Genomic DNA, 19,808 nt, shown 5'->3' with positions numbered 1-19,808 from the left:
CCGTTATAAAACTTCGCTTAAGTGCAGTCGACTGCCTCTCAGCGTTATATTCCTATTATACACATCAAATATGCATATTCAAATGTATATTTATTGAACTAAATCGCCAAGAAAACAAACAAGCCACATAGATCCCATCAGGACCCATGCGGCTTGTTTGGGCTATATTTACTTACTCCGAACCTCAAACACTGCAAACTTCAAATAGTGGCCCTCTTGTACGCCAAGAAGCTGCGGATGATCTTTGCCTGCCGCCCGCCATTCAACGAGTCGCAGCAGCTTGCCTGCATCGGTAGCCGCCTCCTGGATGGTCTCCAGGAACAAGTCAGGGCGCATATGGTACGAGCAGCTCGCTGTCACCAAATATCCGCCTTCATTTACCAGCTTCATCCCGTGCAGATTAATATCCTTATAACCACGACATGCTCCAGCCACTGCGCTTTTCGTCTTTGCGAAAGCAGGAGGATCTAGAATAACAACATCCCAAGTACGTCCATTGCCGCTGATTGGCTTCGAGGTATCCGTACCAGCACGGCTGCGCTCCGTTCTTTCCTCCGCACCTTTAACCTGCGAACGTAAATATTCAAATGCATCTGCTACTACAAACTCTACCCGATCTGTAAAGCCATTACGCTCGACGTTGCGGCGTGCTGTATCGATGGCATGTTCAGATACATCAAGACAAGTTACTTTCTTAGCCCCATATTTGCAGGCATGAAGTGTAAAGCTGCCCGTATGAGCAAAGCATTCTAGTACGGTTGCACCATCCCAGTAGGGGAATGTTACTTCTTTGCCGTTCGAATTCACAGGAACAAGTTGCTCGCCAGAACCATCTTCTGCCTCACGACTTTCCAATTGGATGCCGCTTCGGCCTCCCCACCCCTTCATCAGAGGGGCGATGGAAGCGCGATTCTCGCGCTGGTCATAGAAGTAGCCTGTCTTCTGCCCTTCCACGATATCAACTTCCAGCTTTAAGCCATTCTCTTCAATCTCGAGAATACGAGGGCACTCCCCGTACATGACACCTGTTCGAAGTTCCAGTCCCTCAAGCTGTCTAACGCCGACATCACTTCGTTCGTAGATCCCTTTCGGCTGGAATACATCAACCAATGCCTGGACTATCGCTTCACGTCTGATATCCATGCCAAGCGTAACGATCTGCACAACCAGAACATCATCGAACCGATCAACTACAAGACCTGGAAGAAAATCAGCCTCTCCATATACCAGTCTGCAATCACGATCCGGTACAAACCGGCTGCGATGAGCCTCGCATGCTCTTAGACGATCACGGAAAAAATCAACATCCATTTCGTCCAATGGCTGGTAGGAAACGACACGTACCGTAATTTGTGATTTTGGATTGTAATAGCCCGTCGCCAAATACCGGCCGTTATGACCAACCACATCAACAAGCTCCCCTGGCTCTGCTTCACCTTCCAACCTGTCAATTTCACTCGCATAAATCCATGGTTGGCCTGCTTCAAGACGCTTCTTACGGCCTTTCTGCAGCCATACTTTTGCTTTGCTCACTTCGTTAATCTTCCTCTCTATTCTTAAGCGCAGTTGATTCTGCCGCACTTCCTCTAGTCCATGCTTGTCATGCTTGTCTAATGGCACGCATATGTATCAATCGATAACGATGATAAAGGAGAACATACGATGCTTCAAACCATTTTACTGCCTATGGCCATCGGCTTCACTATTTTTATTAGCGGTATGAAGCTGATGGAGCTGGCTTTACATCGATTAGCTGGCCCTTACCTCAATCATATCCTGCATCGCTCGACTGCCACTCCTATACATGGCCTTGCCATCGGGACAGCCACAACGGCGTTCCTGCAGAGCAGTACCGCTGTCACCGTCATTGCGATTGGACTTGTCAATGCAGGTTTATTAACGTTTCCGCGCACACTAGGCATCATATTGGGAAGCAATATCGGCACTTGTCTTACAACCGAATTGATTGGTCTCAGCTTAAACAAGCTGGCCACTCCCTTACTTCTCGTATCCTTAACAGGTTGGCTAATAACCGTATTGCTGCATGAGCTGAGATTATGGCCCAGAATGCGGTCGGTTCGCATTCTCGAGACCATCCGCTCATCTGCCGTTGCTTTAGGCGGTTTCAGCCTGCTGCTGGCAGGTATGGCAATCATGCAAGCCATAGGACCAGCCGTTCAGGAGAGCTCCTTATTCAGCTGGTTCCTGGGTAAATCAGCGGAGAGCCTCTGGTGGGGGCTTGCAGCTGGTGCTGTGCTGACAGCTGTCGTCCACAGCAGCGCAGCCGTTATCGGAATCATCATGGGCTTCGCATCAATTGGAGCCATGCCGCTGGAAATCGGTGTCGCCGTTGTACTTGGCGCGAACATTGGGACTTGCGCAACTGCACTCATCGCTTCCTTCAGCGGTTCGAAGTCCGGCCAGTATGTGGCTTGGTCCCATACCATACTGAATGCGGGAGGGGCATTATTATTTATGCCATTTCTAGGAGAGCTAGCTGCTGCTTCCGGCTGGTTCGCACAATCGCCTGCTAGTCAAATCGCACATGCGCAGACGATCTTCAATATTCTGAGCTCGCTGATCGCCTTACCATTCTGTTATCTGCCAGCCTTCCGCAAACTGCCTGTCTAGTCGTATTTTACGCCAAGCAAACTAAGTGCCCCAGCCACAATCCGGTTATTATTCTCATAACCGGATTGTTTTTGCCGCCTCCAAGCTTCAAGCGGGTCAAACCATTCAACGCCGCGAATCTCTTCAACCTGAGCCTGCAGCGAGCCGCCAACCGCCTCAACCAAATAATAATGGACCTCTTTATCGACAGTTCCCTTATGCGAATCATGATACCGATACTTAATTTGATCAATCGGTTTGATAATAGCCCCGATCAATCCGGTTTCCTCGGCAATTTCACGAAGCGCTGTCTGTTCAACGGTTTCCCCGGGCTCCATCTTGCCTTTCGGGAGTGACACTTTGCCATAACGGTCCTGAATCAGCTGGATTTGCAAGAGCCCGGCTTCGTTCCGACGATAGACCACGCCTCCTGCCGAAATTTCAACCATTTCCGTTTCCCCCTTGCCTGCTTGACATTTGCATGCAACAACGAGGATTTCCCGCTGTTCCAATCTTACAGAAATGGGCGGGAAACCCTCGTGCGTATTTTTCTATTTCTAAGCTCTCAACGCTTCTGCAGGTACGTCATCAAGAACACGAACGAGCTGAGCGCGGCATTCATTAACGCCAGCTTCCGTAATTTTCACTCGGCAAAGCTTGCCAACAAGCGCCTCAGTACCTTCGAAGATAACCTGAATGTAGTTGTCTGAATAACCCATGACAAGACCAGTGCCTGGTGCACCTTTATAATCACGTTCCGGAATCACGTCCAGCACGGCGCCTACATATTGCTCAGCATAAGCCAGCTGCATCTTCTCCGATAGGTCAATCAGCTTATGAACGCGTTCGTTCTTCACTTCTTCGTCCACTTGATCTTCCATACGTGCTGCAGGTGTACCTGTACGCTTCGAGTAAGGGAAGACGTGCATTTCGGAGAAACCGACTTCTTGCATAAACTTATAACCATTCTCGAACATCTCATCAGTCTCACCAGGGAAACCAACAATCACGTCCGTAGTAATCGCTACACCAGGCATAGCTTCACGAATACGTTTCAGCTTGCCTGCAAATTCTTCTGTCGTATATTTACGGCGCATCCGCTTGAGCACCGAAGTATCTCCTGCTTGAAGTGGAATGTGCAGATGACGGCACATTTTCTCCGAACGCTTCAGAACGTCAATCATAGCATCGTCGATCTGGCTAGCTTCGATTGAACTGATCCGAATTCGTTCAAGACCTTCGATTTTATCCAAATCCCATAGCAGATCTGTCAGACGATAATTTTCCATATCGTCGCCATAGCCGCCTGTATGAATGCCGGTCAGGACAATTTCCTTGTAACCTGAAGCTACAAGCTGTTTCGCTTGTTCCAGAACACTCTTCGAATCACGGCTGCGTGACAGTCCACGCGACCATGGAATAATACAGAACGTACAGAAATTGTTACACCCTTCTTGAATCTTCAAAAAGGCACGAGTACGTTCATTGAAGTCCGGCACATCAAGCTCCTCGAATTCACGAGTCTTCATAATGTTCCGAACGGCGTTAACCGGTTGACGGTCATCATGAATTTGATTAACAAATGTCATGATCTTCTCGCGATCCTGTGTACCGATAACGAGGTCAACACCTGGAATCGCCATAATTTCTGCTGGTGAAGTTTGGGCATAACAGCCCGTCACCGCTATAACTGCATCCGGATTCCGGCGAATTGCGCGGCGAATAATTTGACGGCTCTTCTTATCGCCAGTATTCGTAACTGTACATGTATTAATCAAATACACATCAGCGGTTGATTCAAAGTCAACCTGCTCATATCCTTCATTCTTAAACAGCTGCCAAATCGCTTCTGTGTCGTAAAAGTTAACTTTGCATCCCAAGGTGTAAAATGCAACCGATGGCATAAATTTCTTACGCTCCTCCCATTTCTCCGGCTTCGTACATGAGGCATGTCAGCCCTACGATGCCCGCGGTTTCTGTCCGTAATATTCGCCTGCCTAGGCCAACAATTACAGCTCCCGCCGCTTCCGCTTCATCAGCCTCACGTTCCGTAAAGCCGCCTTCAGGACCAACGATGAGCAGCATCTTGGGCTCGGCAGCCTTATCGCCTGCCTGCTTCTTCCAATTAAGCACGGCATCTCTTATGCCCTTGCCTGCTGCTGCATCGCCTTCCCGTTCATAACAAAATAACGCTAAATCAAAAGTTGGTATAGCTTCCTTCAGCTCACGCCAGCTGCGCACTGGTTCGATCGCAGGAACACGGCAACGGTGTGACTGTTCGGCTGCTTCCTTCGCAATCTTACTCCAACGCTCCAGGCGCTTCGCTTCCTTCTTGCCGTCGTATTGAACTATCATTCTCTCTGACTGGAACGGCGCAAACGAATAAGCGCCAATCTCCGTCCCTTTCTGAATAACCAGTTCCATCTTATCGCCCTTCGGCAAGCTTTGCGCAATTGTAACGGACCAATTAGACTCAGAGTCCATTGGGAGCTCCTCCACAATGTCGGCAACCACTTCCGAAGAATCGGCCTCCCGAACTGCAGCAAGTACAACACGAGATAGGCCGTCACTGGCAATAAATTTCTCTTCCGGCTTCATCCGCATAACGCGGACGGCATGGAAGGCATCTTCCCCTATTAAACGCACGCTAGAGCCGTCAAACTGCTCCGCTGCTACAAAATATCGCTGCATTGCGTCAGTCTAACCATCCTTCATATTAGCATGTTTCCGCTCTAAAAATCTATGAGAGCGGCTTAAAACAACGGCTGGAATAATTTAAAAAAGAAATTGTAGAGCGGTTCCCATAAGCCGAGGATCGGATCAAGCGTAACACGGCGAAGCGGTGGAATGAACACAAGCAGTAGGAAGATATACATGCCCCACTGCATGTTCTGATCCATCTTGATTCTCGCTTCCCGCGGAAGAAGATCCTGAATAATCCGGTAGCCGTCAAGCGGCGGCAGCGGAATCAAGTTAAAAATGAACAAGATGAAATTAAGGAAGATAAAATAAAAGAAAAAATGCTGTAGCGCTAAGTCAACGCCGTTGGATCCCGCATACATCAAGCCTGTTGCGTCCAATATGTATGTGAGTAAAACACCAAGGATACCAAGCAGCAAGTTACTAATCGGCCCTAATGCCGATACGATAACTCCCATAAGACGCGGCTTCTTGAAATTATTAGAATTCACGAGCACAGGCTTCGCCCAACCGAAGCCTGCGATCAGAATAAGGATAGCGCCAAGCACATCAATATGTACACGTGGATTAAGTGTAACCCGTCCCATATCATAGGCGGTCCTGTCACCAAATTTGTACGCGCTGTATGCATGAGCGAACTCATGCACGGTGAAGGAGATAATTAGCACCAGCGCCACAAAAGGCAAATCTTCAACCGGATAAGCTAAGAAACTCTCCCAGTTCATTCATTCACCTGCGGCTTTCTCGCCACGAATGCAATCCAGTCCTGGTCGCGGCGTTTATCAATGACTTCAAAGCCTGAACGGATAAGACCATCCTCAACATCGGTTTCCTTATTCTTGAAAATACCAGATGCTATGTAAATACCGTTTGGTTTCAGTGCTGCAAACACATCATCGATGAAGAGCAAAATAATTTCCGCCAAAATGTTCGCTACAACCAGATCTACCGGTAAAGTAACCGAAGTACTGCGAGCATCCCGCTCATTTACAGCATGGACAACTTTCCCTCCAAGCACACCAAGCAGATCACTTTCCACCACTTCAATATCATCCTGCAAGCCATTTAATCTTACGTTTTCCGTTGCACTTGATACAGCAACCGGATCCAGATCCAGCGCAAGTACTCGGCGTGCTCCAAGCTTCATAGCCCCAATGGCAAGAATACCTGAACCCGTTCCTACGTCAATAATCTCCTCATCGCCCTTAATAACCGATTCAAGCGTCTGCAGACAAAGTGAAGTCGTTGGATGCGTACCAGTACCAAATGCCATTCCAGGGTCCAGCTCTATGATGTTCTCGCCTTCAGCAGGCTCGTATTCTTCCCATGTCGGCTTAATCGTTAAACGTTCCGATACTCTAATCGGTTTGAAGTATTGCTTCCATGCTGTCGCCCAATCCTCTTCGTCAACAACTCTGAATGATATCTCAAAATTGCCAGGATCAATGCCAAACTCACGAAGCTGTTCAATCCTTGGGACAACCACTGCTTTGAGAGCATCCATATCTACGCTTTCAAGGAAATAACCTTTAATAACTGCCTGACCTTCCGGAATATCGTTAAGCGGCAATTCGTACCATTGTCCTAGTGAAGTATCCCGCTCCTTATTCAGCGTGCCCGATTCTTCAATGGATACGCCGTCAGCATCCATTTCATGCAAAAAGTTTGAGATCATCTCGATCGCTTGCTCCGTTGTCGAGATCGTAATTTCATGCCATTTCATTATTGGTACCCCTCCTGAAAAAGAATTAGCGCGTTCTTGCGTTAATTCTCACTTCGTAAACATAGTCTTAGAAAACTACCCTCTATTGTACACTATTCATCATTTATGCACAAAAAAGCGGCAAACAAAAATGCTTGTTTGCCGCTTCTGACATCAGCCAATCGTTTCAGTCTGTGAATGGCCGCCAATCTGCTCGATCATATGGACCGCCCGCTCTGCTACATCTTCATCTACTGTAGCCGTCAAAAGGCCGTTTTCATATAATCCATTCACTTCAAAAGCCCGTAGAGCTTGAAGCTTACGGAGCGCTTCCTGAGCTGCACCAGGCCCCCCGAAATTGGCTCTGATCTCAACCTGCTGAGTCATTTATATGCCCTGCTCATTTTCTTCACGAGCATCTGCAGCCGCAGCACGACTGGCAGCTTGTTTATCGGCCTCATCTGCCAGCTCCTCCGAAAACTCAACATCTTCATTTTTCCCTATTGGCAAATCGCCGAAGTTTACTTTCTCCATATCTTCTTTTTGCTTGTTTGTCATTGTTAATCCAGCTCCTTAAGAGATCATGTCTATTACTTAAATAGCATGCAACTTAAGAACTAGATCTATTCATATGTAAAAATAAAAAAACGTCCGGGGCTATTCGCCGCGGAACGCTTTCTTCATTTTATCGAAAATGGATTCATGATGCTCGCTGCTCTCTGATGGAGCCTCGCCGCCAATTCCGCCAAACTCACGAAGCAAATCTTTCTGAGCATCGGTCAGCTTGGTTGGAGTAACGATCGTTACTTTAACATGCTGGTCGCCTTGACCGTAACCGCGCAGCTTAGGCACACCTTTTCCTTTGAGTCGGAAATAAGTACCCGTCTGCGTACCGGCAGGAATCTTCAGCTTCACTTTCTCAGTCAGCGTTGGGATTTCAATCTCATCACCAAGTGCTGCCTGCACGAAAGTCAACGGAACCTCGCAATAAATATCATCATTCTCACGCTCGAAGAAATCATGCGCCTTCACGCGGATAACGATATAAAGATCGCCGGCAGGACCACCACGCAGGCCGCCTTCACCTTCGCCGGAGAGACGGATTTGTGCGCCATCATCAACACCAGCTGGAATACGAACGTTAATTTTACGCTGTTTTTTCACCTTGCCAGCGCCATGACAAGTACCACATTTCTCTTTGATCACTTTACCTGCGCCGCCGCAATTCGAACAAGCGCGACGGTTAACCATACGGCCAAACGGCGTATTTTGGACAACCTCTTGCTGACCGGATCCATGACATACCGAACAAGTCTCCGGTTTAGTACCTGGCTTCGCACCAGTGCCCACACAAGTATCGCAAGATTCCGTACGTGGAATCGTAATTTCCGTTTCTTTGCCAAATACGGCTTCCTTGAATTCAATAGTCATCGAATATTGCAAGTCATTGCCGCGCTGTGGTGCGTTAGGGTCGCGTCGACCTCCACCGCCACCGCCAAAGAACATATCAAAGATATCACCAAAACCGCCAAAATCACCATTGCCCGAGAATCCGCCAGCTCCGCCCATTCCCTGGTTCGGATCAACATGACCATACTGGTCATATCTTGCGCGTTGTCCATCATCGCTCAGGACATCATAAGCTTCCTTCACTTCTTTGAACTTCGTCTCTGCGTCAGCCTCTTTATTGACGTCAGGGTGGTACTTACGCGCTAATTGCCGATATGCTTTCTTAATCTCATCGCCTGAAGCACTTTTGCCTAAGCCAAGCACCTCATAATAATCGCGTTTATCTGCCAACTCATCTCACCTCCACCCATGTTTGATTCAATTACAAACGAGAAGGTCAAAGACAGGAAGACCCTGTCTTTGACCTCTCCCATTACAAGTTAAGTCTTATTTCTTGTTTTCGTCAACCACTTCGTAGTCAGCGTCAACGACATTATCTTTACCACGAGCGCCAGCATCTGCTGCTTCAGCGCCTTCAGGAGCACCGCCCTGAGCCGCTTGTGCTTGCTCATAAAGCTTCACAGACAGCTGTTGAACGATTTCGGTCAGCTCTTCAGAAGCTTTCGTAATTTGCTCCAGGTCATCTGTTGCAATTGCGCTTGTTACTTTCTCTTTGGCAGCATTTGCTTTTTCAATTTCGGAAGCATCCACTTTATCTCCAAGGTCTTTCAACGTTTTGTCAACGGAGTACACAAGTTGGTCAGCGCTGTTTTTCGCTTCTACAAGCTCACGGCGTTTACGATCTTCTTCCGCGTTCAGCTCAGCATCCTTCATCATTTGTTCGATTTCAGCCTCGCTCAAACCGCCCGAAGAAGTGATCGTAATTTTTTGGCTCTTGCCAGTGCCTTTATCGAGTGCCGATACGTTAACGATACCATTAGCATCGATATCAAAAGTAACTTCGATTTGCGGTACGCCGCGTGGTGCCAATGGAATATCATTCAGTTGGAAACGGCCCAGCGTTTTGTTGCCAGCAGCCATTTGACGCTCACCTTGAAGGACGTGAATTTCAACGCCTGGTTGGTTATCTGCATAAGTGGAATAAATTTGGGATTTGCTTGTTGGGATCGTAGTATTACGGTCGATCATCTTCGTGAAGACGCCGCCTGCAGTCTCGATACCAAGGGACAATGGAGTTACGTCGAGCAATACAACGTCTTTTACATCGCCAGTCAGTACGCCAGCTTGAACGGCTGCACCAAGAGCAACCACTTCATCAGGGTTAACGCCTTTGTGCGGCTCTTTGCCGATCAGTTTTTTAACCGCTTCTTGTACAGCAGGGATACGAGTCGAACCACCAACAAGAACAACTTTATCGATTTCACTTACAGACAGACCCGAGTCGCTCAGTGCTTGACGAGTAGGAGCAAGGGAACGCTCAACCAATTGTGCCGAAATTTCTTCGAATTTCGCACGAGTCAGGTTCAACTCCAAATGCTGTGGAACGCCATCAGCCATAGTGATAAATGGCAGCGAGATTGTTGTAGTCAGAACGCCAGACAGTTCTTTTTTCGCTTTCTCAGCAGCATCTTTCAAACGTTGAACTGCAGCTTTGTCCTTGGAAAGGTCAACGCCTTGCTCTTTCTTGAATTCAGCTACGAGGTAGTCGATGATGACTTGGTCAAAGTCATCGCCGCCCAGCTTGTTGTCGCCGCTAGTTGCTTTAACTTCAAAGAAACCGTCGCCTAGTTCAAGGATCGAGACGTCGAAAGTACCGCCGCCAAGGTCATAAACGAGGATCGTTTGATCTTCTGTTTTCTCAAGGCCGTATGCCAGTGCTGCCGCTGTAGGCTCGTTGACGATACGAAGAACTTCCAGACCTGCGATTTTACCAGCATCTTTTGTTGCTTGGCGCTGGCTGTCGTTGAAGTAAGCTGGAACAGTGATAACCGCTTGTGTTACCGTTTGGCCCAGGTATGCTTCAGCATCGGATTTCAGCTTCTGCAGGATAATTGCGGAGATTTCTTGAGCTGTATATTCTTTACCATCGATTACTTCTTTGTGGTTTGTACCCATATGACGTTTGATCGACATAACTGTACGGTCAGGGTTAGTGATCGCTTGACGTTTTGCTGTTTCACCAACAATACGCTCGCCATCTTTCTTGAAACCAACAACAGAAGGTGTTGTACGGTTGCCCTCTGGATTCGGGATAACGACAGCTTCGCCGCCTTCCATTACTGCAACGCAAGAGTTTGTAGTACCAAGGTCAATACCAATAACTTTACTCATCGTGAATTCCTCCTAAAGAAAATTGTGAAGCAATTTTCACTTCGTAAGCATTAATCAATCTTATTTAAATTCCAATGAAAGGAATAATTATTAGCCGCTTACTTTAACCATTGCAGGACGCAGGACACGATCCTTCAGGATGTAGCCCTTTTGCACTTCCTCAACGACAATGCCTTCTTCGTGCTCATCTGATTCCACTGTCATAATTGCTTGATGGAATTCAGGATTAAACGCCTCACCAACAGCCTCCATTGCTTTAAGGCCTTCTTGCTGCAGCGTTTGCTCAAGTTGACGGAAAATCATATCCACGCCTTTGGCAAGCGCATCAAAGTCCTGATTAGCGGTAGCCGCTGATACAGCACGTTCGAAGTTATCGACAACTGGAAGCAGTTGTCCGATCAGCTTCATGGAAGCGTATTGCGCAAGATCTTCTTTTTCCTTTTGCGTACGACGACGGAAATTATCGAAGTCCGCTTGTGCACGTAAGTATCTTTGTTGATTCTCCTCGGCCAGCTTTTCGAGCTCTTCAAGGCGCGAATCTTCCTGCACTTCAACCTCTTGCTGCTCTTCCACTTGCTCGTCTATAACTTCATCGATTGTTTCGTTATGTTGTTGGTCATTACTCACCATATTCACCTCCTTAAAAGAATTGCCATGCCTTTGGGCAATTCTTACTTCGTAAGCATAATTCTTTACCCCGCTAAGCGCAGATAAATCGTTGCGCGCTTGCCTTTGCCGTTCATCTGGTGCTGCGCGCCGTGCGCGGGAGAACGTGGTGATGCCTGAAGAGCGCAGCGCTCGCCTTTGAAAACGGGAATATTCCGCTAGGAATACCAATCCAAATTCCCGTTTTCAACAGCGACGGAAGGCAACACCACGTTCGTACGCGCCAAGCATACAGCCCCAACCAAGGCAACAGCAAACCGACGCTATTTATAGAAGCGTCCCATGATCAAAGCCAAATCCTTACTAATAACATCAAGGAGGCTAATGACTTTCCCGTATTCCATACGGGTAGGACCAAGTATTCCAATGGTGCCAAGTGACTTTCCATCCAACTGATAAGTTGCCGTAATCAAACTGCAATTCGCGATTGCCTCTTGGTCATTTTCTGTTCCAATCCTCACTTGTATACCCGAAGGTGCTGCGGAAATCATTTTCATAACGGCAGGTGTTTGATCTAGCAAATCCAGGATCGTCTTCACTTTATCAACATCTTTAAACTCCGGCTGAGTAAGCATGTTTGTTGTTCCGCTAAGGAAAATCCGCTGCTCATCATCATTTGTCAGTGCACTGTCCAGAATACCAAGCACTTCTTCGCAATGATCAACATAACGTTCCAGCTCTTGCCCAACTTCTGCATACAGCTTTGACTTCAGACGAACGAGCGGAATACCAATCAACTTCGCATTCAGGATGTTCACAATCTTCTCCATCTCATCCATTCGGATGCCGGGAGGAATTGTAATGGTCCTATTCTCAACATGACCGGTATTCGTCACAATAATCGCAACAGCCGACTTATCATCTAGAGGCACCAAATTAAAGTGTTTCAGCGAGTTGCTGAACATCTCCGGTCCAAGCAAGATCGACGTGTAATTCGTAAGATTGGACAAAATCATCGCCGCATGCTGGATGACTTGCTCCATCTGACTCATTTTCTCTGAGAAGAAGGAACGAGCTTGATTCATATCTGTATCATTAATTTCATTTAGTTTCACGAGATGATCAACGTAATAACGATAACCTTTAGTAGATGGAATGCGTCCTGCCGACGTATGCGGCTGCTCGAGGAAACCAAGCTCCTCCAGATCGGCCATTTCATTACGAATGGTTGCAGGGCTGAAGCCTACGTCGCCGCGCTTCGAAATGCTTCTAGAACCAACTGGCTCAGCAGAACGGATATAGTCGTCTACAATTGCATTCAGTATCATTCTTTGCCGTTCAGTCAACATTCGCATCCCTCCAAAAAGATTATCTGGCCTTCTCGTTAGCACTCATTAGACCCGAGTGCTAATCATTAATACAAAAATACCAAACCACCTTGTTCATTGTCAAGTCGGTTCAGCATTTTCAGGCCTGTCTTCTAATGATTAACATAAATAAAAAGGCTAGGCATGCTGCCTAACCTTTTGTCCATTTTATGATTTGACTAATCCTCATCGGATTAGCTCAACATTTTCAATACAGCGATTTCGTCGCAAGCATGCTGCTTCGGACAGTTTACACAGTCCTTCCAAACCTTTTCCGGAAAAATCTCTTTCTCCACAACGGTAAATCCGTTCCGCAGGAAGAAATTAACCGCATAAGTGAGCGCCATAACTTTTGGTATGCCTTGCTCTCTTGCTTGTTCGATCAGAAAATCAACAAGCTTATTACCGATCTTGAGACCTCTGTAACCCTCAGTCATGCCCAGCGAACGGATCTCAACCAAATCAGCGCCAAGCCGTAATAATGAGCCGCAGCCAACGACCTTGTCGCCAAGCTCCGCCACAACAAACGTATCCAGCTGATACTTAAGCGTCTCCCGGGTGCGGGGCAGCATGATACCCTGTTCCGCATAGCCTTTAATGAGTTCATACAAAGTTTCCACATCTTCCGGTGCCGCTTTTCTGCAAACCACCGTTAATTGTTCCGTCGCCTCCATGCTGCAATCGCCTCCACCCGGTGCAAATTCATTCCATGTGAATAAATATACAGCATGTCGCATGTTTTCTCAAGATCTAATTTTCCGAATTTTAGCCAGCAACTTCCTCTTCTAGTCCAATAAACGAACCAAATACGTCATTGCCAAAAAGAACGCCTTTATCTGTCAATTTATATATAGTATCTCCGGCATCTTCGATGCGTTCAAGCAGACCATTTTTCTCGAGTTTCTCAATAATAGAACCAAACTTATCCTCAAGTTTACGTCCTTCAAATTGAGCAGCGTAATCCGAGGCACGAACACCTTTAAGCAGACGAAGCCCCACCATCATAAAGTCTTCCATCGCTTCGTATTCAGGTACGGAGTTCTCTTCCAGCCGCGGCAGCTTTGTCTTTGTATATTCAATGTATGGCTGAACGCCTTTCACATTGACGTGACGCAGTCCACTCGCGTATCCATGTGCTCCTGCCCCAAGTCCGTAATATGGCTCATTACGCCAATAGGTCGAATTATGTCTGCTCTCATAGCCTGGTCGTGCGAAGTTGCTGATCTCATAATGATTACGTCCTGCTTGCTTCAGACGGTCCATAAGCAGTGTATACATATTAAATTCCTCATCCTCAGGAGGCAAAGGCAATTCATCACGTTGATACAGCTTGTGGAACAACGTATTTTCCTCTACCTTGAGGCTGTATAGCGAATAATGCGGCAGGTCCAGCGCCAGCGCTTTGTTTACGCTATCCTCTAAGGTCTCAACCGTTTGGCCAGGCAATCCGAACATCAGATCGATCGACAGATTCGTAAAACCTGCAGCGCGGGCATTCTCAAGACTCTTATATACATCTTCCATACTATGAATACGGCCAATCCGCTCAAGCAGCGCATTGTTGAACGACTGCACGCCAAAGCTGATCCGGTTCACACCGCCAGCGAACATAGCTGCAAGCTTCTCAGGATCAGTTGTACCGGGGTTAGCTTCCATCGTAAACTCCACATCATCTGCAAGTGGAAAATACTTTTTGACCGAAGCGAGGAAACGTTCCATCTGCGGCGGCGTCAGTACCGTTGGCGTACCTCCTCCAACAAATACAGTATCGATTCTCTCCGGCGGCATTTGAGCAACAGTTAAGGCCATCTCTCTCTCAAGAGCTTCCAGATACTCATCAACGGGCTGTCCCTTTAATACATACGAAGTGAAATCACAATAATGACATTTGTTCGTACAAAACGGGATATGAATATAAAGCGCCTTAGGCGCGTAATTAATCATCTTGAAATTCCCTCTTTTCTTTTTACCTATCTAAAAAAATCGACAGGACTAAGGTGAGCAAGCTCTCCTTAGTCCTGTCTAGAATGTCTGGCAAGTGTGCTGCATGAGGGGTAATGGGTATCTCCTGGAAGAGCGCAGCGCCCGCCTTTGCCGATCTTTTTCAACCGTATCAAATTGTTCAAGAAAAAGATCGGCAACAGCGGCTGTAAGGAGAAACCCTGTCCCCTCTGCGTCTAGCACACTTATGCCATATTTCTACGACTGGTACTAAGGAGAAGCTCCCCTTAATCCTCGTCGATTTTCAGCACCGCCATGAAGGCCTCTTGAGGAACCTCTACGCTGCCGACCTGCTTCATCCGTTTCTTACCTTCCTTCTGCTTGTCCAGAAGTTTCCGTTTACGGCTGATGTCACCGCCATAACATTTGGCAAGAACGTTTTTACGCATTGCTTTAACCGTCTCACGAGCGATTACTTTCGTACCAATCGAAGCCTGTACAGGAACCTCGAACATTTGGCGCGGAATAAGCTCTTTCATCTTCTGACAGATAATCCGGCCGCGATGGTAAGCACGATCTCGGTGAACGATAACGGACAAGGCATCGACTTGCTCGTTGTTCAACATAATATCCATCTTCACAAGATTCGATCTGCGGTATCCAGATACCTCATAGTCGAATGACGCGTAACCTTTAGTGCTTGATTTCAGTTGATCAAAGAAGTCATATACAATCTCCGACAGCGGAACTTCATAAGTAAGCGTAACACGGTTTGTGTCCAAGTACTCCATATTGACGAACTCGCCACGCTTGCCTTGGCATAACTCCATAATCGCACCTACGTAATCATTCGGTACAATAATAGCTGCTTTGACATATGGCTCCTCAACAAAGTCGAGCTTGCCTGCTTCTGGATAATTGGACGGATTATCGATGGTAAGTACATCACCATTCGTTAGAGTAACACGATAAATTACGCTTGGCGCTGTCGTAATGAGCGGAATATTGAATTCACGTTCGATACGTTCCTGAATAATTTCCATATGCAATAGACCAAGGAATCCACAACGGAAGCCGAATCCAAGCGCTGTAGAGGTCTCTGGCTCATAACGCAGCGATGCGTCATTCAGCTCAAGCTTCTCAAGTGCTTCACGCAGATCATTATAATCTTGCGTTTCAATTGGATACAGACCACAGAATACCATTGGGTTAATTTTACGGTAACCAGGAAGTGCTTCAGGAGCAGGACGCTTCGCTTCCGTCACCGTATCACCAACACGTGTATCTTTTACATTCTTGATACCCGCTACGACAAAGCCAACGTCACCTACTGCAAGCTCGTCCACAATACTCATCCGTGGTTTGAACGCGCCTACCTCGATAACCTCGAATTCTGCGCCTGTCGCCATAAAGCGGATTTTCTTACCTGGTTTGATACTGCCATCAATGACACGTACATACACGATAACCCCTTTGTATGGGTCATAGTGGGAGTCAAAGATAAGCGCTTTAAGTGGTTCATCTGGATCACCAGTTGGAGCCGGTACCTTTTGCACCACTTGCTCCAAAATTTCTTTAATTCCGATACCCGCTTTAGCCGAGGCAAGAACGGCATCGCTTGCATCAAGACCAATAACATCCTCGATCTCTTGCTTCACGCGTTCTGGCTCTGCGCTTGGCAGGTCAATTTTATTAATAACCGGAAGAATCTCCAGGCTGTTGTCGAGTGCCAAGTAAACATTCGCAAGCGTCTGTGCTTCGATACCTTGTGCAGCATCTACTACAAGCAGTGCTCCTTCACACGCAGCCATACTGCGGGATACTTCATACGTGAAATCGACATGCCCAGGCGTATCGATCAAGTTAAGTATATATTCTTCACCATCATCCGCTTTGTACGTAAGCCGTACAGCCTGAAGTTTAATGGTGATCCCGCGCTCCCGCTCCAGATCCATCTGGTCGAGCACCTGCTCTTGCATTTCGCGCGAAGATAACGCTCCGGTAAACTCAAGAATACGGTCAGCGAGCGTCGACTTCCCGTGGTCAATATGTGCAATAATTGAGAAATTCCTAATTTTCTTTTGCCGGTCACGAACGTCAGTCATGCCTAACCCCCACACAATCCATTATATAGCTAATCATTCTTTCCATTATATCAGCTATACGGTGTACCAGCAATGCGGTTTGCCACAAAGATGCGGCGCTAGCCTGTCACGGAATTCAGAATGGAAGCAATGAACCTTATGCTGCCGCTGGATACGGACTGAAGCAATCCGGCAGTTCCATCCGCTACCTTATTCACCGCTGGCTCACCGGAATCAGACGAAATGCCTGGCAGCCGCTCATGACGGGCAGATTCCTCGGCAATCTTCCGAACTTCCTTCAGTTCTTTCTCAAGTGCGTCAATTTTCCGTTCAGCCGATTTGGACAATCCTGTGCTCTCAACCGCATCTTCGTAATCTTCTTCCGATATAGACCTCGTTTTGTCTTGTGACATAATAGCTGACGAAGTGCCTTCACCATCAATTGGTCCATAGATCTTTTCTATTCCTGAAGAAGACATCTCTACTCCATACAAAATAATAAAGACAAGAACTCCTCCCAGCAGTATCCATTTCAGAGTACCCTTCATTGCTCTCCAGCTCCTTCCATGAGGTAAGGCTGCCGCAGCAGCCTTGACCTTATTCATTATTTCGTAGCAGACACTTTCTCTGCATCCCAGTAAATTTCTGCGATAATTTTCGCCAGCACATCCGCTGTCCGGTAGCTCTCTGTTAACGTATTGTCCACGCCGCCGATCTCTATCAGCACACTGTCATCGGCAAGTGATTGATTATATTCTCCATTACCGGTTGCGGTTGTTTTCCCCAGGATTCCACGGGATATGCCCGGATATTCTTTTTCTAAAGCATTATGAATTTGTGTTGCAAATTCCGCGTTCTTTTTCCAGTCAGGATTCTTATGTCCAATAATGAAATATACTTGTGCATAGCTTTTACCGCCAATATCAACCGTTGTCGTTTTGCGTCTGCCCGAATCCCGATGGATATCGAAGAAAAACTTCAGCTTCTTGTTACTTGCCAATGCTTCTTGTACCGTTTTCTTCGAATACTTATAGGAGTAATTCCAATCATAATCCTTAATGGCTGTCGGATAATCCGTATCCGAGTGAGTTGTGCCTACGCCGAGGTCTTCCAGCTTCGATGCCAGTCTAGCTCCAACAAGCGTAATATTTTTTGATGCCGAATTTGCATCGCCATTCTTATCCGTCAGCTCCGGATACCAGGATTCCCGGCTGTGGGAGTGGTAGATAAACACAACTTTATCTTTTCCTGTTGTATGTTCTGAGCCCGAATTATCTGGTGTTGGTGTTGGGGTCGACGTCTCTGTTGGGGTCGGTGTTGGCGGTGTCGGTGTTTCTGTTGGCTCATCGAGTCCACCCGGCAAGCCAGGATCATTTCCGCTGCCATTTCCATTGCCATTCGAATTAGAATCACCCTGACTTGGCGCATTATCTTCTGGCCAAACATTCAAATCCGTTCCGACCCCTTTGGCGATCAGAAATGACTCATCTGCACTCATTCCTGGAATTTCACCTGCGATGAGGCTTCTTGGATCACTAGGATTAACATCCGTCATTAGTCGGATGAGAAAACTGCTTATTTGTGTACCGGATAACTCCTCAGCTGATTTACTGCTATGGAACTGAGGCATCTCCATTTCTAGCATATCCCCAAAGAACCCGCTTGAAACGGAAGCTGCAAAACCTGTCATAGAAGAAACTGGAGCAGACAGCGAATGCTGATGCGCCATGCCGGCAATACCAATTGCAACAAAAAACAACATGGAACATATCGACAACACCACGAATGTTTTACCCGTTACGAGCAGCTCTCGAATACGCTTGCTTCCTCTCGTCAGATCAAACAGCATAATGGTTTTTTTCATTACAAGTTCTACCTCCCACTTCTCGTTGCTCATCTGCTATTAATCTATGAGACAAGAAGCTTTGATAGAACCAGAAATGAAATACTAGATTTCAATTGATAGATTAAGAGAGTTGTATTTATAACGAAAAAAAAGCTCCTGAGGCTGTTAAGCTTCAAGAGCTTCTAATTAATCAATGTGTATACGCAGCAACATTGTCAGTATCGACTGCTTCATGGAGTGAGGCGTTCAGGCCGCTGGCAATGATGTTGGCGATATCTTCAATAAACTCGTCAATCTCCTTAGGTGTTACAAGCAGATCATGGCCCATAGGGTTAAGCGCCTCTTTCACAAGCTGGAGACGTTCTGCCTCGCCCATCTGATTCATCAGACCAAAGATCTGATCGTTATTCCCATTGTTCGCTGCCATATGGCTTCTCATCAGTTCAATTGTATGGTTCACAATCGTTGAGGCATAAACCACTGTTGGCACACCTATCGCAATGACAGGGATACCTAGAATCTCCTTCGTCAATCCTTTACGCTTGTTGCCAATCCCTGAGCCCGGATGAATACCGATGTCTGCAATTTGAATCGTCGTATTTACCCGATCAAGTGATTTGGATGCCAAAGCGTCAATTGCAATAATGACATCGGGTTTTGTTTTCTCCGCGATTCCTTGTACAATCTCGCTCGACTCGATCCCCGTAATCCCAAGTACACCCGGAGCGACGGCACTAACCGCACGATATCCAGGTGCAACCTGATCTGGCATTAGCTCGAAAAAATGGCGCGTAACCATTACATTCTCCACCACCAGTGGTCCAAGCGCATCCGGTGTGACGTTCCAGTTCCCGAGACCAACAATAAGTACTTTAGCTGTCTTACCTATCCCAAGCCGTTCCAAGAACATCTCGAAATGCTTCGCGAATTGAGTTGCTACCCGATCCTGCAGCTCCGTATCCTGATTCCGCAGCGCAGGCACCTCTATGGTGACGTAACGGCCGGGCACTTTGCCTATCGCACGCGAGCCTTGCTCATTCTGAACATGAAGATGAGTAATCATAATCCCATTATCATCTGTTGTTTCGGAATGGATGCCTGGAATTGGCCCACCGCCGCCAAGCTGCTCCGCCATTTCCTTTGCTTCCAACGCCAGATCCGTGCGGATATTGTACATCTGCATATCAAGTTCAGTCATCTATCCATTCTCC

19 protein-coding genes are annotated in these 19,808 nt (G+C 47.1%); 1 reads left to right on the top strand and 18 read right to left on the bottom strand.

What is annotated here, in order from left to right; all coding sequences use genetic code 11:
* Positions 1–168 precede the first annotated feature (168 nt).
* A complete protein-coding gene (locus FHS17_RS00425; protein WP_167272405.1) occupies positions 169–1,533 on the bottom strand; it encodes a methyltransferase domain-containing protein in 1,365 nt (454 codons plus the stop codon).
* A 129-nt stretch (positions 1,534–1,662) separates the two neighbouring features.
* Here FHS17_RS00425 and FHS17_RS00420 point away from each other — a divergent pair, with 129 nt between their 5' ends.
* Positions 1,663–2,631, top strand: a complete 969-nt coding sequence (locus tag FHS17_RS00420; RefSeq protein WP_167272402.1) for a Na/Pi cotransporter family protein — start codon at positions 1,663–1,665, stop codon at positions 2,629–2,631.
* On the opposite strand, the gene FHS17_RS00415 is transcribed toward FHS17_RS00420, so the two are convergent.
* The 17 genes from FHS17_RS00415 to gpr form a co-directional block, all read right to left on the bottom strand.
* Positions 2,628–3,059 carry an NUDIX hydrolase gene (locus tag FHS17_RS00415; protein ID WP_167272399.1) on the bottom strand — a complete coding sequence of 144 codons (432 nt, stop codon included), beginning with the start codon at positions 3,057–3,059 and terminating at the stop codon, positions 2,628–2,630. The two genes, FHS17_RS00420 and FHS17_RS00415, sit on opposite strands and share 4 nt — an antisense overlap.
* Positions 3,060–3,167: 108 nt before the next feature.
* A complete protein-coding gene (gene mtaB, locus FHS17_RS00410; RefSeq protein WP_167272397.1) occupies positions 3,168–4,514 on the bottom strand; it encodes a tRNA (N(6)-L-threonylcarbamoyladenosine(37)-C(2))-methylthiotransferase MtaB in 1,347 nt (448 codons plus the stop codon).
* A 7-nt stretch (positions 4,515–4,521) separates the two neighbouring features.
* Positions 4,522–5,301, bottom strand: coding sequence for an RsmE family RNA methyltransferase (locus tag FHS17_RS00405; RefSeq protein WP_167272395.1), 780 nt, complete (start codon positions 5,299–5,301; stop codon positions 4,522–4,524).
* A 62-nt stretch (positions 5,302–5,363) separates the two neighbouring features.
* Positions 5,364–6,035 (bottom strand): site-2 protease family protein, encoded by a 672-nt coding sequence (locus tag FHS17_RS00400; protein WP_167272393.1) that lies wholly within the window; start codon positions 6,033–6,035, stop codon positions 5,364–5,366.
* Positions 6,032–7,033, bottom strand: coding sequence for a 50S ribosomal protein L11 methyltransferase (prmA, locus tag FHS17_RS00395; RefSeq protein WP_167272391.1), 1,002 nt, complete (start codon positions 7,031–7,033; stop codon positions 6,032–6,034). The genes FHS17_RS00400 and prmA overlap by 4 nt, the downstream gene beginning before the upstream one ends.
* Positions 7,034–7,186: 153 nt before the next feature.
* Positions 7,187–7,399, bottom strand: a complete 213-nt coding sequence (locus FHS17_RS00390; RefSeq protein ID WP_167272389.1) for a hypothetical protein — start codon at positions 7,397–7,399, stop codon at positions 7,187–7,189.
* Entirely contained in the window at positions 7,400–7,570 is a 171-nt protein-coding gene (locus FHS17_RS00385) for a YfhD family protein (RefSeq protein ID WP_279590317.1), read from the bottom strand.
* 99 nt (positions 7,571–7,669) lie between these two features.
* Entirely contained in the window at positions 7,670–8,812 is a 1,143-nt protein-coding gene (gene dnaJ, locus FHS17_RS00380) for a molecular chaperone DnaJ (RefSeq protein ID WP_167272387.1), read from the bottom strand.
* A 96-nt stretch (positions 8,813–8,908) separates the two neighbouring features.
* On the bottom strand, positions 8,909–10,753 hold the full coding sequence (gene dnaK, locus FHS17_RS00375; protein ID WP_167272375.1) for a molecular chaperone DnaK: 1,845 nt from the start codon (positions 10,751–10,753) through the stop codon (positions 8,909–8,911).
* A gap of 90 nt (positions 10,754–10,843) precedes the next feature.
* The gene (gene grpE / locus FHS17_RS00370) at positions 10,844–11,383 is read right to left on the bottom strand and encodes a nucleotide exchange factor GrpE (protein ID WP_167272371.1); all 540 of its coding nucleotides are present in this window, start codon (positions 11,381–11,383) and stop codon (positions 10,844–10,846) included.
* Between the two features lie 299 nt (positions 11,384–11,682).
* A complete protein-coding gene (gene hrcA, locus FHS17_RS00365) occupies positions 11,683–12,708 on the bottom strand; it encodes a heat-inducible transcriptional repressor HrcA (RefSeq protein ID WP_167272367.1) in 1,026 nt (341 codons plus the stop codon).
* 212 nt (positions 12,709–12,920) lie between these two features.
* Positions 12,921–13,400: an N-acetyltransferase gene (locus tag FHS17_RS00360; RefSeq protein WP_167272363.1), complete on the bottom strand. Its 480-nt coding sequence runs from the start codon at positions 13,398–13,400 to the stop codon at positions 12,921–12,923.
* Between the two features lie 91 nt (positions 13,401–13,491).
* Positions 13,492–14,670 (bottom strand): radical SAM family heme chaperone HemW, encoded by a 1,179-nt coding sequence (hemW, locus tag FHS17_RS00355; RefSeq protein ID WP_167272360.1) that lies wholly within the window; start codon positions 14,668–14,670, stop codon positions 13,492–13,494.
* A 284-nt stretch (positions 14,671–14,954) separates the two neighbouring features.
* On the bottom strand, positions 14,955–16,772 hold the full coding sequence (lepA, locus tag FHS17_RS00350) for a translation elongation factor 4 (RefSeq protein WP_167272357.1): 1,818 nt from the start codon (positions 16,770–16,772) through the stop codon (positions 14,955–14,957).
* Between the two features lie 98 nt (positions 16,773–16,870).
* Entirely contained in the window at positions 16,871–17,299 is a 429-nt protein-coding gene (locus tag FHS17_RS00345; protein WP_167272355.1) for a hypothetical protein, read from the bottom strand.
* 56 nt (positions 17,300–17,355) lie between these two features.
* Positions 17,356–18,615, bottom strand: coding sequence for a stage II sporulation protein P (gene spoIIP, locus FHS17_RS00340; protein WP_167272352.1), 1,260 nt, complete (start codon positions 18,613–18,615; stop codon positions 17,356–17,358).
* 172 nt (positions 18,616–18,787) lie between these two features.
* Complete coding sequence (gpr, locus tag FHS17_RS00335) at positions 18,788–19,795, bottom strand: GPR endopeptidase (protein ID WP_167272349.1); 1,008 nt, start codon at positions 19,793–19,795, stop codon at positions 18,788–18,790.
* Positions 19,796–19,808 lie beyond the last annotated feature (13 nt).

It is taken from the genome of Paenibacillus lupini, from assembly GCF_011761355.1.
GTDB classification, from domain to species: domain Bacteria; phylum Bacillota; class Bacilli; order Paenibacillales; family Paenibacillaceae; genus Pristimantibacillus; species Pristimantibacillus lupini.
This window is presented reverse-complemented; position numbering and strand designations above follow the sequence as displayed.